This window comes from Paraclostridium sp. MRS3W1, from assembly GCF_032465715.1.
Classification (GTDB): domain Bacteria; phylum Bacillota; class Clostridia; order Peptostreptococcales; family Peptostreptococcaceae; genus Paraclostridium; species Paraclostridium dentum.
In genome coordinates this window covers 1-15,730 of the sequence record NZ_JAWDJM010000161.1, presented here as the reverse complement: position 1 = coordinate 15,730, position 15,730 = coordinate 1, and the positions used below count along the sequence as shown (strand labels likewise).

Sequence of the window (15,730 nt, the reverse complement as noted above, 5' to 3'; positions counted from 1 at the left end):
AACCCATGAATTTAAAACCAGAAGAAATAAGTGCTATAATAAAAGAGCAAATAAAGAATTACGAAAATAAAGTAGAGTTAACAGATACAGGAAGTGTTTTAAAAGTTGGGGACGGTATAGCTAGTGTTTACGGATTAGAAAAAGCTATGGCTGGTGAGTTATTAGAGTTCCCAGGTAAAGTATACGGAATGGCTCTTAACCTTGAAGAAGAAATGGTTGGGGCAGTTATGCTAGGAGATGACTCTGGAATAAAAGAAGGAGACATCGTAAAAAGAACTGGTAATATAGTTCAAGTTCCAGTTGGAGACGAAATGATAGGTAGAGTTGTAAACTCATTAGGTCAACCAGTTGATGGAAAAGGACCTATAAATGCAACTAAATTCAGACCAGTTGAATCTGAAGCTACAGGAATAATGGCTAGAAAATCTGTTCATGAGCCATTACAAACAGGTATAAAAGCTATAGATGCCATGATACCAATAGGTAAAGGGCAAAGAGAGCTTGTTATCGGAGATAGACAAACAGGTAAAACATCTATATGTGTAGATACAATACTTAACCAAAAAGGTAAAGATGTTATATGTATATATGTTGCAATAGGACAAAAACGTTCTACTGTTTCTCAAGTTGTTAGTACATTAGAAAAAGGTGGAGCAATGGATTATACAATAGTAGTTTCTGCTACTGCATCTGAATCTGCACCACTTCAATTCTTAGCTCCATATGCAGGTGTTGCTATGGGTGAAGAATTCATGTTCAATGGAAAACATGTATTAATAGTATATGATGACTTAACTAAGCATGCCGTTGCATACAGAGAGATGTCATTATTACTTAAGAGACCACCAGGACGTGAAGCGTACCCAGGAGACGTATTCTACCTACATTCAAGATTACTTGAAAGAGCAGCTAAGTTATCTGATGAATTAGGAGCAGGATCAATAACTGCATTACCTATAATAGAAACTCAAGGTGGAGACGTTTCTGCTTATATACCAACTAACGTTATATCTATAACAGACGGACAAATATACCTTGTACCAGAATTATTCTACTCAGGAATAAGACCTGCAGTTGATCCTGGTATATCAGTTTCAAGGGTTGGAGGATCTGCACAAATAAAATCAATGAAAAAAGTTGCAGGACCATTAAAACTTCTTTACTCACAATATAAAGAACTTGCTGCATTCTCTCAATTTGGATCTGACTTAGATGAAGATACTAAGAAGAGACTTGCTCAAGGGGAAAGAATAGTTGAGGTTCTTAAACAAGGAGAACATCAACCAATGGAAGTTTCAAATCAAGTTGTAATGGTATTTGCAGTTACAAATAACTTATTAGCAGATATACCTGTAAATAACATAAAGAGATTTGAAGCAGAATTATTAGAATTTATAGATGCTAATTATCCACAAATAGGAGAAAAAATTCTTGCAAATGAAGACTTTGCTCAAGAATTAACGAACGCTATAAACGATTTCAAAAAGAAATTTGTTATAGAAGCGTAATCCTTTTTAAAAAAAGGAGGTAACTCAATTGGCAGGAGCTGGAATGAAGGAAATCAAAACTCGTATTGCCAGTGTTGAAAATACGAAACAAATAACTAAAGCAATGGAATTAGTTTCTTCTTCTAAATTTAGAAGAGCTAAAGAAAAAGCTGAAAGTTCTAAAGCGTATTTTAACACTTTAAAAGAAGCTGTAGAGAATATAGCTAAGAGTACGAGCGGAGTTAAAAGTGAATTTCTTAAACAAAGAGAAGTTAAAAATAGATGTTATGTAGTAATAGCTGGAGATAGAGGTCTTGCAGGTGGATACAACTCAAATGTATTTAAAGCATTAGCTGCTGAAACTCAAGGTTCTAAAAACGTTAAAGTTATTACTATAGGAAAAAAAGCAAAAGAATTTGTTAGCAAAAGAGACTTTGAAGTAATAGGATCAATACCTTCTGTTGAAAATGCTAACTATGAAGATATAATGAATATATCAAAAAATGTAATGGATTCGTATCAAAACGGAGACATAGACGAAGTTAAATTAATATATACAGAGTTCGTTTCTGCATTAAGTCAAGAGCCAAGATTAGTTAAGCTTTTACCAATAAGTATAGAAGCTAACAAAGGTGAAGAGAAGAAGCAAAGTGGAGCGGCAGTTCAATACTTACCTTCTGCAGACGCTGTGCTTGGATTTATAGTTCCTAAGTATGTATCAGGAATGATATACGGAGGATTAGCTGAGTCTTATGCTTCAGAGCAAGCTGCAAGAAGAACAGCTATGGAATCAGCAACAGACAATGCAAATGAAATGATATCTAATTTAGAATTACAATACAATAGAGCAAGACAAGCTGCAGTTACTCAAGAGATATCTGAGATAGTTGCAGGAGCTTCTTCAGCTCAATAAATAAGGAGGTTAGGACATGGCAAACATAGGTAAAATAGTTCAGGTTATCGGGCCAGTTGTTGACGTAAAGTTCAATGATGAAAAAAGCTTACCTAATCTATTAAATGCATTAGAGATAAAGCACGGAGATAAAAAAATAGTTGTAGAGGTTGCACAACACGTTGGTGATGATACTGTAAGATGTATATCAATGAGTTCAACTGATGGACTAGTAAGAGGTATGGAAGTTGTTGATACAGGAGCTGCTATAAGTGTTCCTGTAGGAGAAGAAACTTTAGGAAGAATATTCAATGTATTAGGTGAGCCAGTTGATGGTAAAGAAGCTCCAAAAGATGCTCCTAAAAACCCTATACATAGAGAAGCACCAGCATTCGATGAATTAAACCCAGGAGCTGAGATATTAGAGACTGGTATAAAAGTTGTTGACTTACTAGCACCATACTTAAAAGGTGGTAAGATAGGTCTATTCGGAGGAGCTGGAGTTGGTAAAACAGTTCTTATACAAGAGCTTATCAACAATATAGCTACTCAACACGGTGGTATATCAGTATTCGCAGGTGTTGGAGAGAGAACAAGAGAAGGTAACGACTTATTCCATGAGATGAGCGATACAGGAGTTATAAATAAAACAGCTCTAGTATTCGGACAAATGAATGAGCCACCTGGAGCAAGAATGAGAGTTGCTTTAACTGGTCTTACAATGGCTGAATACTTCAGAGATCAACAAGGACAAGACGTTTTATTATTCGTAGATAATATATTCCGTTTCACTCAAGCAGGATCTGAGGTTTCTGCACTTCTTGGACGTACTCCATCAGCAGTTGGATACCAACCAACATTAGCAACAGAGATGGGTAGATTACAAGAGAGAATAACATCTACAAATAAAGGGTCTATAACATCAGTTCAGGCTGTATATGTACCTGCCGATGACTTAACTGACCCAGCACCAGCTACAACATTCACTCACTTAGATGCTAAAACAGTTTTATCTAGACAAAAAGCTTCTCTAGGTATATTCCCAGCTGTTGACCCATTAGAGTCTACATCTAGAGTTCTTGACCCAGCTATAGTTGGTAAAGAACATTACGAGATAGCAGTATCAGTTCAATCTATACTTCAAAAGTATAAAGAACTTCAAGATATAATAGCTATACTTGGTATGGATGAATTATCTGATGAAGATAAGATAACTGTTAACAGAGCTAGAAAGATAGAGAGATTCTTATCTCAACCGTTCTTCGTTGGTGAGCAGTTCACAGGAATACCAGGTAAATATGTACCTGTTAAAGAAACTGTAAGAAGTTTCAAAGAAATATTAGAAGGTAAGCATGATAACTTACCAGAATCAGCTTTCTTATTCGTAGGAAGTATAGAAGAGGCAGTTGAAAAAGCGAAGGAGAGTAGATAATAATGGCAAGCGAATTTGCGGTTAAAATTGTTACTCCTGAAAAAGTCTTCTATGAAGGTCAAACAGAGATGATAATAGTGAGAACTACTGAAGGAGATAGAGGTATATTAAAAAACCACAGACCTTTAGTTGCAGGATTATCAGATGGAACTCTACGTCTAAAAAGAGAAGGTAAATTTAAAGAAGCAAAAATATCTGGAGGATTCGTTCAAGTTGAAAAAGAGCAAGCTGTTATTTTAACTGAATCTGCAGAATGGCTATAGAAAAAAGGCTAGAGTTTAACTCTAGCCTTTTTATTTTTATATAAATAAGTAAATTTGTAACCACTATTCACTTAAATTTAAATACTTGTGGAACTATTAAAATAAATTTCTCTATAGTAATATAAAAATAGATTTATAAATAAAATTTAGTATAAACAATTGAATAGATTTGAATTTAAGTCACAAAATAGTAATATATACATTAATTTGGAGGTATCCATGAATATATTGGGTATAGGTATAGATATAGTAGAAATAGAAAGAATAGAAAACATATTAAAAAATAAAAAAAGATTTTTAAATAAAATATTCACTGATGAAGAGATAAAGTATTTTGAATCAAAAAATTTTAGGTCTGAAACTATAGCTGGAAATTTTTCTGCAAAAGAAGCCATAAGTAAAGCTTTTGGAACAGGCATTAAAAATTTTAATTTTGATGACATAGAGGTTTTGAGAGATAAAAATGGAAAGCCTATAGTTAAAACTTATAATAATTTAAGACAAATGTGCATAGATTATAATGTTTTAGAAATACAAGTATCTATATCTCATAGTGAAAATTATGCTGTAGCTAATGCTATGGTAATAGTTAAGGAGTGATAAGATGAAAACTAAAAAAGCGAAAGATATAATGACTACTAATGTAAAGGTAGCAAGAGAAACTGATAATATACAGGACATAGCTAACATTCTTATAACTGAGAAAATAGGTGGAGTACCTGTAGTGGATAAAGATAATAAAGTTGTAGGTATTATCTCAGAAACAGATATAATGAAAAAAGAAAAATACGTAGATCCTCCAGAGTACATAACATTTTTACAGGGGTTAATATGTATTAATGATTTTAAAAAGATAGAACATGATATAAAAGATATAGCAGCTACTAAAGTCAAAGACTTAATGTCTGAAGATGTAATAAAAGTTTATGAGAATGATACATTTGATGATATTGCAAACATAATGATAAAAAAATCAGTAAACAGAGTTCCTGTAGTTGATGAAAATGACAAAATAAAAGGAATAATTTGTAGATACGATATAATAAAATCTATGTATGAAGAATAGGTTTTAAATTAGGAGGTATTGTGTGAAACGCAAGTGGACGTTATTTTTGATTTTAGTTATAAGCTTTACGACTATATTTATAGGTTGTGAAAAAAGCAAGTCCACAAAAGAAGAAGTATACAAAAACTTTCAAAATGACATATCGAAGATGAAGTACTATAAGTGTAAAGCAGATATAGAAGTTATAGGAAATAAAAAATCTCATAAATACTCTTTTTTGCATGAATATAATGGTCCTGGCAACTTTAAATTAGTTGCCTTACAACCTGAGCATCTTAAGGGTAAGACTATAGAATACAAACAAGATAAGATAATTGTAACTAACCCAGAGGTAGAAGATAAATTGATTTTACCTAATGTAGGAAAAGATAGTCAGCATTTATTTGTTGGAGATTTTGTGGAGAATTATCTACAAGGGGAAGATGTAGAGATTGGAATGAAAAATGGGTATTTAATGCTTACAGTATCAATACCTGGGAACACTAAATATTTCAACAAGCAGATACTTTATATAGACTCAAAAGAAAATTATCCTGCTAAATTAGAAATATTAGATCAGGAAGGGAATACCAGATTTATAGTCAATTATTCTGATTTTAAGTACAAGAAATAGCAAGGAGATAGACAATGAAGATAAATATAACAGCTCCTACATGGGCGGAGATAAATCTAGATAATATAAGTAATAATTTAAAAAATATAAAGAAAATATTAAAAGAAGATACTAAAATTTGTGGAGTGGTTAAGGCTAATGCATATAGTCATGGGGCAGTGCATATATCAAAGTTTTTAGAAAGAGAAAATGTAGATTATTTAGCAGTATCTAGGCTTGAAGAAGGTCTAGAGCTTAGACAAAATGATATAGGATTACCTATATTATGTTTAGGATATATACCAAATCAATCTTTAGAAGAAGCTATAATTAATGACATCAGTTTAACTATATTTTCATATGAAACTGCATTTTTAGCAAATAAAATCGCAAAAAAACATAACAAAAAAGCTAAAATTCATATAAAAATAGATACAGGAATGAGTAGGATAGGATTTCAAGTAAATGATGAATCTATAACTGAAATAATTAGAATTAATCAACTTGAAAATATTTTTATAGAGGGCATATATACACATTTTGCTACGGCTGATGAAAGAAATAAAGAATACACTTATGGTCAAGTTTATAAATTTAACTTAGTAATTGAAAAATTACAATCTGCAGACATTGATATTCCTATAAAACATGTTTCTAATAGTGCAGCAACTATGGAATGTAAAGATTTGAATTTTAATATGGTTAGATGTGGAATTATACTTTATGGACATTATCCTTCTGATGAGGTGAATAAAGATATAATTGATTTAAAACCAGCTATGACATTGAAAACTAGAATTTCTCATATAAAGGAAGTAGATGAGAATATAGGTATAAGTTATGGTCTTAAATATGTAACTAAATCTAAAGAAAGAATAGTTACGGTACCTATTGGATATGCTGATGGATTTACAAGAATGCAAAAAAATCCTAAGGCTTATATACAAGGATTAGAGTTTGATGTTGTAGGAACTATATGTATGGATCAATGTATGATAAAAATAGATAAAGATATAGACATAAAAATTGACGATGAGGTTATAATATTTTCTGAGAGCGAAAATCAGAGTGTAGAAAAAATAGCTAAAGACTTAGGAACAATAAATTATGAAGTCTTATGTATGATTTCTAGACGAGTTGAACGTGTTTATATGGAAAGAAATGCAATTGTACAAAAAGATAATTATTTGGTAAAATAAAGATTATAGTATTACCCCCTAGGAGGCGATTTTGTGCACAATATGAGCAAAGAGAAAATTGTGTTTACTCTACCTGACTCTTTGATTTCTGAAGTTGATCATATAGTACAGATAGAGAACTCTAACAGAGAAGATTTTGCAAAAGCTGCTTTTCAATTCTACATTACACAAAAGAAAAAATTTGACTTAAAAGAATCCATGATTAAGGGTTATAAAGAAATGGGTCAAATCAATTTAACTTTAGCCGAGCTAGGAATGACAAATGAGGTATCTTCTGATGATAACCTTGAAGGGACTATAGCTCAAGGTGAGTTCTAACAATTTAGATATAAAACGCGGACATTTATTTTATGCCGATTTAAGCCCTGTAGTTGGATCTGAACAAGGTGGAATAAGACCAGTTCTAATCATTCAAAATGATATAGGAAACAAATACAGTCCAACTGTTATTGTCGCGGCAATAACTTCGCAAATTAACAAGGCTAAATTACCAACTCATATTGAAATTAGTTCGAATGAGTATGGGCTTAATAAAGATTCCGTTATTCTCTTAGAGCAAATAAGAACTATAGATAAAAAGCGTTTAAGAGAAAAAATAGGTTATCTAGATGAATGTATGATGGAAAAAGTGAATAATAGTCTGCTTATAAGTTTGGGATTATTTCAAATTTAATTTAAATTATTGGTGTATTGAAAGAGTATATCAATAATTTTTTTTGGATTTTTAAGCAAAAAAAACGCAAAAAGTGATATAATAATATGGAATTAGTATGGTACAATTGCAAAGTACATAATATAGAGTCAGTAGTTTTACTCACAAAACAAGGAGGTAATTACATGAGAGACCATAAAGTATTAAATGGAATTGCACGTAATATAAGAAGAGATATAGTTACCATGATACATAGTTCTAAATCTGGACATCCAGGAGGATCATTATCTGCAGTTGAAATATTAACATCACTTTATTTTGATGAAATGAATGTAGATTCTAGAAATCCAAAGATGGAAGATAGAGATAGATTTGTACTATCAAAAGGACACGCAGCTCCAGTTTTATATTCTACATTAGCTGAGAAGGGTTATTTTGATAAAGCAGAATTAAACTCATTAAGAAAAATAGGAGCAATGTTACAAGGTCATCCAGATATGAAGGGAATACCAGGAGTTGAAATGTCAACAGGTTCTTTAGGACAAGGTTTTTCAGTAGCATGTGGTATGGCAATGGCATCTAAATTAGATAATGCGCCATGGAGAGTATACACATTACTTGGGGATGGAGAGATACAAGAAGGTATAGTTTGGGAAGCAGCAATGAGTGCAGCTCACTATAAATTAGATAATTTAGTAGCATTTTTAGATTACAATGGATTACAAATTGACGGAGAAGTTGAAAAAGTTATGAATGTAGGTCCTGCAATGGATAAATTCAAAAGCTTTGGATGGAACGTTATTGAAATAGATGGACATGATTTTGATCAAATATTCGCAGCTCTTGATATGGCTAAAGAAACAGTAGGGAAACCTACAATGATAATAGCTAAAACTGTTAAGGGTAAAGGTGTTTCTTTTATGGAAAATAATGCTGGATGGCATGGAACAGCACCTAGTGATAGCGATTTAGAAAAAGCATTACAAGAATTAGGAGGTTCGGATAATGAGTAGTATAGCAACTAGAGAAGCATATGGAAAAGCCTTAGTTAAATTAGGTCAAGTAAATGATAATGTGGTTGTTTTAGATGCAGATTTATCTAAATCTACAAAAACAAATGACTTTTCAAAAGCATTCCCTGATAGATTTTTCAATATGGGTATAGCGGAACAAAACTTAATAGGTGCAGCTTGTGGATTAGCAGCAGCAGGTAAAATACCTTTTGCAAGTAGTTTTGCTATGTTTGCAACAGGAAGAGGATTTGAAATAATAAGAAACTCTGCATGTTATCCTAAGTTAAATGTAAAAGTATGTGCTACACATGCAGGTATAACTGTAGGAGAAGATGGAGCATCTCACCAAAGTGTAGAAGATATAGCTATAATGAGATCAATACCTAATATGACTGTTATCGTTCCAGCTGATGGAGTTGAAACAGAACAAGTTATATTTGAAATTGCTAAATACAATGGACCAGTATATGTTAGACTTGGTAGATCTGCAGTTCCAACTTTATTTGATGAGAACTACAAGTTTGAAATTGGTAAAGGTGTAGTAGTAAGAGAAGGTAATGACGCTACTATAATAGCTTGCGGAATAATGGTTAATGAAGCTGTAATAGCACATGAACAATTAAAAGAAGAAGGTATAAATGTTAGAGTTATAAATATGCCTACTATAAAGCCAATAGATAAAGAAATAATATTAAATGCAGCTAAAGAAACTAAAGTAATAGTTACAGCTGAGGAGCATAATATAATTGGTGGACTAGGATCTGCAGTTAGTGAAGTTGTTAGTGAAGAGTGCCCAGTTATAGTTAAAAAAGTTGGTGTTAAGGATGTATTTGGACAATCAGGAACACCGAAAGAATTATTAGAAGCTTATGGATTAACTTCTAAGGAAATAGTTAAGAGTGTAAAAGAAGCTATAGCTAAAAAATAAATTTAGGATTATTGAGCCGCAAATATTAGATATTGTATCTAATATTTGCGGCTTTTTATTTTTCAAAAATCTTCTATTATTAAAAACAAGCTCATATATTTATATGGGGGGTGATTAATTGAAAGTTAAATTTAATATTAGGGGCGTAATCTATGGAATGATAGTTTTAATTCTACTATTAGGAGGTTTTGTATTTGTGCCAAAAATGTTTATGGATGAGTCAAAACCTGTAGATTATATAATGCTCCAAAAAAATGAAATTCCAGAAAAGATTCTTGATATGATGGGTAAATACACAGATGAAGAAAGGGCTCTAGCTGTTAAACTAGATGGCAAGATATATGTAGTTGTGACTAGAGGTAAAGATGCAAATAAGGGAATAGAGATGAACTCTATAAAAATGTTTAAAGAAGAAGATAAAAATGTAATGAAGGTTGAAGTTGTACATAAAAATAAAGAGGAATCACATCCTTACATAGTAGTAGAAACTAACTTAAAAGAACTACCAGATAGAATTGAACTGAATTCAAAAGTAGAAAAATAACAAGAAGTTATAAATAATTAGGATAAACTAATTATTTATAACTTTTTTTATGTTTAAAAAGTTTTATGAGCAAAACAAATTTTATATAAGTGGATTAAAAATATTAGTTTGAAGAACATTGTTTATAAGTAAAGTACATTATTTATGTTATATAGGTAAAACTAAATGTAAAAATAAATGCTATGAGGTGAATGAATGTTTAATTCGGATAAGTTTAAATTAGATATTGAAAAATTGAAATGTACTTGTGACTTAGATAATATAGAATTCAAATCTACAGAAGATATAGAACCAGTTAGGGATATAATTGGTCAAGATAGAGCTGTTAAAGCTATAGAATTTGGGCTTAATATGAAACAAAAAGGTTATAACATTTATGTTGCAGGGAGTAGTGGGACAGGAAGAAATAGTTATACGAATATGCTTATAAGCAAAGTTAAGCAAAATAATAAAAATATAAAAGATTGGGCATATGTTTATAATTTTAAGAACAATAACGAACCAATAGCTTTATCTTTTGAATGTGGACAAGGTAAGTTATTTAAAAAAGATATGGAAGATATTATTGAAAAGTTAAAATTAGAGATACCTAAGATTTTTAGTACTAAGGAATATGAATATCATAATAGACTATTGATGACGGAACTTGAAAGTAATATTCAATATATAATAGATAAGCTAAATGGAATTGCAAAACCTAGAGGATTTAAATTTGAAGTAACAGAAAGAGGGTTGATAAGTGTTCCCATAAACTCAGATGGTGATATGCTGGGAGAAGCAGAAATTGGGAACTTAACACCTCAACAGATAAAAGATTTAAGAGAAGAGGGTTTAAAGTTAAATCAAGATAGCAAAGAATATATTAATGAAATAAAGCTATGTGAAGATCAATATAAAGAGAAACTGGATGAATTAGATAAAAATGTAGGTAAAAGCTTAGTTGGATTCTATGAGAGATATTTACTAGAAAGATATGGAGAATGTAAAAAAGTTAAAGAGTATATAAATGATTTATGCGATGATATTGTGGAAAATATAAGTAAATTTAAGACTTCAGGAGAAGAAAATAATCAAAATCCAATGGCATTATTAGGTTTAATGGGTCCTAAAAGTGATGCTAAGTTTTTTGTTAGATATGGAGTTAATTTACTAATTGATAATAGCGAGTGTACGGAAGGCAAGGTTATAAATGAAAACAATCCTACATATTACAATTTGGCAGGATCGATAGACTATAAAAATGAAATAGGATCATTAACTACTAGTTTTATGGAAATAAAGCCAGGGTCATTACACAAGGCTAATGGAGGATTTATAATAATAAATGCTAAAGATTTATTATCAAGTCCTTTTTCATGGGAATGTCTAAAAAGATCACTTAAGACAGGCAAAATATCAATAGAATCTCTAAATAAGCAGTATGGATACTTAGTTACATCTAATTTAAAACCAGAACCTATTGATTTAGATATAAAGGTGATTTTAATAGGTGATAATTATATTTATAATATATTGTACTCTTATGAGGAAGATTTTAGAAATTTATTTAAAATAATGGCTGACTTTGATGTTGAAATTAATAAAAATAATGAAAACATATATAAAATTATTAAGCTTATATCCAATCAATGTAAAGAATATAACTTAAAACACTTTGATAGAGAAGCAGTGGAAAGAGTTTTAGAATATAGTGTAAGACTTAGTGATGATAAAGAAAAATTGACAGCTAAATTTAATAAAATTGTAGATTTGATTTTTGAATCGGAAGCTCTTAGTAAAGTAGATTCAAAATATGTAACTAAATCAGATGTAGAGAAGGCCATTAATCAAAAAAGATATAGAAATAATAAATATGAAGAAAAGTTAAATGAAATGTTTGAAGATGAAACATTATTAATAGATATAGATGGAGAAAAAGTTGGTCAAATAAATGGATTGGCTGTAATGGGAACAGGTGAATATAGTTTCGGAAAGCCTTCTAAAATAACTGCATCAACATATAAAGGTAGAAGTGGGATTATAAATATAGAAAGAGAAATAAAGCAAAGTGGAAGTATACATGATAAAGGTGTTTTAATATTAACGGGATACTTAGGAGAAAGATACGGTAAGGAAAAACCTTTATCTATATCAACATCTATAACTTTTGAACAAAACTATTGTGGTGTAGATGGAGATAGTGCATCTAGTACTGAATTATATGCGGTAATATCTAGTATATCTAAAATACCAATTAAACAGAATATAGCAGTAACTGGATCTGTAAGCCAAAAAGGCGAAATTCAGCCTATAGGAGGAATAAATGAAAAAATAGAAGGATTTTTTGATGTCTGTAAGATAAAAGGTTTAAATGGAAAACAAGGTGTAATGATGCCTATACAAAATGTTAAAAATTTAATGTTAAAAGATGAAGTTGTAGAAGCTGTAAAAAATGGACAGTTTAGTATATATGCAATATCCAATATAGAAGAAGGACTAGGAATTCTTACAGGACTTACTATAGAAGAAATAGATAAAAAAGTTATAGAGCAATTAAATATATATAGAAAAAATGATGATGATAAAAAAGATAAATAGTTATTAAATAGAGTAAAGATAATACTTTACTCTATTTAATATTTTTATTTTAAAATTCTTTCTTCTGTTACAATGTAATTTAGTTGGGCATCATGACTTTCTTTTGGTATAGAATCAAAAACTTGAAATTCAAAAGCTATGCCTATGGTTATACTATCAGGTCTCAGTTTTTCTATAAATCTATCATAGAAGCCACCTCCATAGCCTAACCTAAATTTATTTATATCAAAGGCAACTGCAGGTACTATTAAAACATCTATTGACTCAATATCTGTTACTCTTATAAATTCTTTTTTAGGTTCCCTTATGCCATAGGTTCCTATTGAAACTTCTGTATTTATATTTTTGATTTGTGAAGGTACAAGGGTTTTGTTTTCTTTTATGGTAATAGGTACTAATACTTTTTTACCTAAAGAAATTAATGAGTTTACTAGGATATCAGTTTTTACTTCGTTATTAAAGTCTAAGTAAATCATTATAGTAGAGGCTTTTTTTACATCCTCTAATGATAAAATTATATCGGAAATTTTTTTGGATTTGTAAATTATAGATTGAGGAGATTGTTTTTTTCTAAGTTCTATAACTTTTTTTCTAAAATCTTTTTTCAATTTAAATCACCTTTCTTTAATGTGGTATAATATGGTATAAAAACTTCCTAATAAGGAGTTTAGTATTAAAATACGATAACATCAACTGAAAGACATGCAGTAATAAAAATAATATGAAGGCATATAATAATATAGTATATTATGTAAAAGGAGATGCATAAAATGATATCCAAAAAAAGGGCTATAATATACTCTGTTATAATTGTAATCGCTACGGCATTAATAACATCTCAAGTAGTAGGTTTCAAGTATAAGGGGTATGATAAAATTGCTGGTTTAAAAAGAACGATAGATAAAGATTTTTATAAGGACCCTGATAATGAAAAATTGATGACAGGATCTATAAAAGGGATGTTTGAAAGCTTGGATGATCCATACTCACAATACTACACAAAAGAAGAGTTTGAAAAGTTACAAGAACAAACATCAGGTAGTTATGTAGGAATAGGGGTAGTTATAGGTCCAACATCTGATGATGAATTAATAACTGTTGTATCTCCTATAGAAGGATCTCCTGCTGAAAAAAGTGGAATAAAATCAGGAGATAAAATAATTAAAGTTAATGGAAAAGAAGTTACTTCTAAAGATATGGATAAGGCAATGAGTCTTATAAAAGGAAAAGCAGGAACAGATGTTAAGTTAACTATAAAAAGAGGTAGTGAAGTATTAGATATAAATGTTAAAAGAGAAGAAATAGTAATGAAAACTATAGATTCTAAAGTTTTAGAAAATAATATTGGATACATAAAAATTTCGTCATTTGATGAACATACTTATGATGACTTTAAAAAGGCTCTAGATAGTTTAAATAAAAAAGGCATAAAAGGTCTAGTGTTAGATTTACGAGATAATCCAGGAGGATTATTAAATATATGTGATGATATAGCAGATGAAATATTACCTGAGGGAGATACTATAGTGTCTGTTAAAGATAATAGTGGGAAAGCTAAGTATTTAAAATCTGATAATAATAGAGAATTAGATTTACCGATAGCTTTACTTATAAACGGAGGTAGTGCATCTGCATCTGAAATACTTACAGGAGCTATAGTTGATAACAATAGAGGGATAGCTATAGGAACAACTACATTTGGTAAAGGATTAGTTCAAACTGTAAGAGGTTTAAATGATGGAACAGGTTATAAACTTACTACAGCTCAGTATTATACTCCGAGTGGAGACTATATAAATAAAAAGGGAATAAAGCCTAAAATAGAAGAAAAAGATGAAAATAAGCAACTTCAAGCTGCTATAGATTGGATGAATAATCAAATAAATAAATAAAATTAAAAGGACTGAGGCAAATTAATTCACTTTATGTGAAATTAGATTTCCTCAGTCCTTTATTGTTACAAATTATGAATTTATAGTTATTGAATAAGAAGCTTCGAAAGTTTTATTTGGAGATAATTGATTTATTCCTAATTTGTTTTTGAAAATTTTATTAGAATCTAAACAGTCGGCTATTCCAAACCAAGGTTCTATACATACAAAAGGTGCTATTGTATTATTTTCTGTGTTATAAGGAGACCAAACTCCAACAAATGGAAAATTATCGAACTTTACATTTATAGATGTAGAACTGTTTTTAGACGATATAGCAATTTCATCTACATTATCATATATTAAAGCATCATTTTTAAAAATTTCTGGATGTAATTTAATTGATTTTAAATTATCGACTTTTGATTTTTTACAAACAAAAGGTCCTTGTAATAAATAGTTAGATACTTCATCTCTAGTTTTAAAGTTTAAGTAGTAATTGTCAATAGTAGTATCTTTATCAAATGGAACATTAAAAGCTGGATGAGCTCCTATTGAAAAAAATATATCGCTATAATCTGTATTTATAACTTTCCAGCAAATTTTAATTTTAGTTTCAGTGATTATGTATTTAATGAATAATTCAAAATCATAAGGATAGTACTTTTTAGTTTCCCCAGTAGAAGCTAATTTATATGTTAAAGAGTTTTGATCCTTTTCTATTAAATTAAAATCAAAATCTCGAGCAAATCCGTGTTGATTCATATTGTATGTTTTTTCATCTATAATAGTTTCGTTATCTTTTAGTCTTCCTACAATAGGAAATAGAATAGGAGAGTGTCTTCCCCAAAACTTTTTATTTCCATTCCATAAAAACTCTTTATTAAGGGTTTTAGAGTATATTCGACTTAGTTCAGCCCCTGTATTTTTAACTTCAATAATTAAATCTTTATTTTCAAGTTTATTCATTTTAAAACTCCTTTATTTGATATACTTTTATTCACGCTTTCATTATATAATAAAAAATAGCTAAATAAAAAATAAAATAAATAAAAAAAGTATTGACGAAAGATAAAAGAGGTGATAAAGTATAACTTGTAGAAAAAAATGTAAGAACTTTGAAAATTAAACAGTAGGTTAATTATATAAATTCTTTTTAAAAGAATTAAACACAAACAACCAAGCCAGATATTCAGATAATGATTAGCTGAGCG

17 protein-coding genes are annotated in these 15,730 nt (G+C 30.0%); 15 read left to right on the top strand and 2 right to left on the bottom strand.

Annotated features, from left to right (window positions below; all coding sequences use genetic code 11):
• Positions 1-5: 5 nt before the first annotated feature.
• The 14 genes from atpA to RWY47_RS12875 all read left to right on the top strand — a co-directional run bounded on the left by atpA (position 6) and on the right by RWY47_RS12875 (position 12,645).
• Entirely contained in the window at positions 6-1,508 is a 1,503-nt protein-coding gene (atpA, locus tag RWY47_RS12940; protein ID WP_021430385.1) for a F0F1 ATP synthase subunit alpha, read from the top strand.
• A 28-nt stretch (positions 1,509-1,536) separates the two neighbouring features.
• Positions 1,537-2,400 carry an ATP synthase F1 subunit gamma gene (gene atpG / locus RWY47_RS12935; RefSeq protein WP_224171035.1) on the top strand — a complete coding sequence of 288 codons (864 nt, stop codon included), beginning with the start codon at positions 1,537-1,539 and terminating at the stop codon, positions 2,398-2,400.
• Between the two features lie 16 nt (positions 2,401-2,416).
• On the top strand, positions 2,417-3,811 hold the full coding sequence (gene atpD / locus RWY47_RS12930) for a F0F1 ATP synthase subunit beta (protein ID WP_021430421.1): 1,395 nt from the start codon (positions 2,417-2,419) through the stop codon (positions 3,809-3,811).
• A 2-nt stretch (positions 3,812-3,813) separates the two neighbouring features.
• Positions 3,814-4,074, top strand: a complete 261-nt coding sequence (atpC, locus tag RWY47_RS12925; RefSeq protein WP_021430426.1) for an ATP synthase F1 subunit epsilon — start codon at positions 3,814-3,816, stop codon at positions 4,072-4,074.
• 219 nt (positions 4,075-4,293) lie between these two features.
• The gene (gene acpS / locus RWY47_RS12920; protein ID WP_025161275.1) at positions 4,294-4,674 is read left to right on the top strand and encodes a holo-ACP synthase; all 381 of its coding nucleotides are present in this window, start codon (positions 4,294-4,296) and stop codon (positions 4,672-4,674) included.
• 4 nt (positions 4,675-4,678) lie between these two features.
• On the top strand, positions 4,679-5,140 hold the full coding sequence (locus RWY47_RS12915) for a CBS domain-containing protein (protein ID WP_021434186.1): 462 nt from the start codon (positions 4,679-4,681) through the stop codon (positions 5,138-5,140).
• 22 nt (positions 5,141-5,162) lie between these two features.
• The gene (gerS, locus tag RWY47_RS12910) at positions 5,163-5,753 is read left to right on the top strand and encodes a germination lipoprotein GerS (RefSeq protein ID WP_021430359.1); all 591 of its coding nucleotides are present in this window, start codon (positions 5,163-5,165) and stop codon (positions 5,751-5,753) included.
• Positions 5,754-5,767: 14 nt separating this feature from the next.
• Positions 5,768-6,931 carry an alanine racemase gene (gene alr, locus RWY47_RS12905; RefSeq protein ID WP_021430384.1) on the top strand — a complete coding sequence of 388 codons (1,164 nt, stop codon included), beginning with the start codon at positions 5,768-5,770 and terminating at the stop codon, positions 6,929-6,931.
• Positions 6,932-6,973: 42 nt separating this feature from the next.
• Positions 6,974-7,249, top strand: a complete 276-nt coding sequence (locus RWY47_RS12900) for a hypothetical protein (protein ID WP_035118413.1) — start codon at positions 6,974-6,976, stop codon at positions 7,247-7,249.
• Entirely contained in the window at positions 7,239-7,604 is a 366-nt protein-coding gene (locus RWY47_RS12895; RefSeq protein WP_021430410.1) for a type II toxin-antitoxin system PemK/MazF family toxin, read from the top strand. Before RWY47_RS12900 ends, RWY47_RS12895 begins: the two co-directional genes overlap by 11 nt.
• A 164-nt stretch (positions 7,605-7,768) precedes the next feature.
• Positions 7,769-8,596, top strand: coding sequence for a transketolase (locus tag RWY47_RS12890; protein ID WP_021430364.1), 828 nt, complete (start codon positions 7,769-7,771; stop codon positions 8,594-8,596).
• A complete protein-coding gene (locus tag RWY47_RS12885; RefSeq protein WP_025161276.1) occupies positions 8,589-9,524 on the top strand; it encodes a transketolase family protein in 936 nt (311 codons plus the stop codon). Before RWY47_RS12890 ends, RWY47_RS12885 begins: the two co-directional genes overlap by 8 nt.
• 118 nt (positions 9,525-9,642) lie before the next feature.
• Entirely contained in the window at positions 9,643-10,068 is a 426-nt protein-coding gene (locus RWY47_RS12880; protein ID WP_025161277.1) for a hypothetical protein, read from the top strand.
• 195 nt (positions 10,069-10,263) lie between these two features.
• Entirely contained in the window at positions 10,264-12,645 is a 2,382-nt protein-coding gene (locus tag RWY47_RS12875; RefSeq protein WP_021430408.1) for a Lon protease family protein, read from the top strand.
• A 44-nt stretch (positions 12,646-12,689) separates the two neighbouring features.
• Here RWY47_RS12875 and RWY47_RS12870 read toward each other — a convergent pair whose 3' ends face one another.
• Positions 12,690-13,253 (bottom strand): 5-formyltetrahydrofolate cyclo-ligase, encoded by a 564-nt coding sequence (locus RWY47_RS12870; RefSeq protein WP_021430357.1) that lies wholly within the window; start codon positions 13,251-13,253, stop codon positions 12,690-12,692.
• 162 nt (positions 13,254-13,415) lie between these two features.
• Here RWY47_RS12870 and RWY47_RS12865 point away from each other — a divergent pair, with 162 nt between their 5' ends.
• The gene (locus RWY47_RS12865) at positions 13,416-14,537 is read left to right on the top strand and encodes a S41 family peptidase (RefSeq protein WP_035118311.1); all 1,122 of its coding nucleotides are present in this window, start codon (positions 13,416-13,418) and stop codon (positions 14,535-14,537) included.
• Positions 14,538-14,609: 72 nt separating this feature from the next.
• Here the strand turns inward: RWY47_RS12865 and RWY47_RS12860 are convergent, their stop codons facing one another.
• Positions 14,610-15,485, bottom strand: coding sequence for an aldose 1-epimerase family protein (locus tag RWY47_RS12860; RefSeq protein WP_224171036.1), 876 nt, complete (start codon positions 15,483-15,485; stop codon positions 14,610-14,612).
• Positions 15,486-15,730 lie beyond the last annotated feature (245 nt).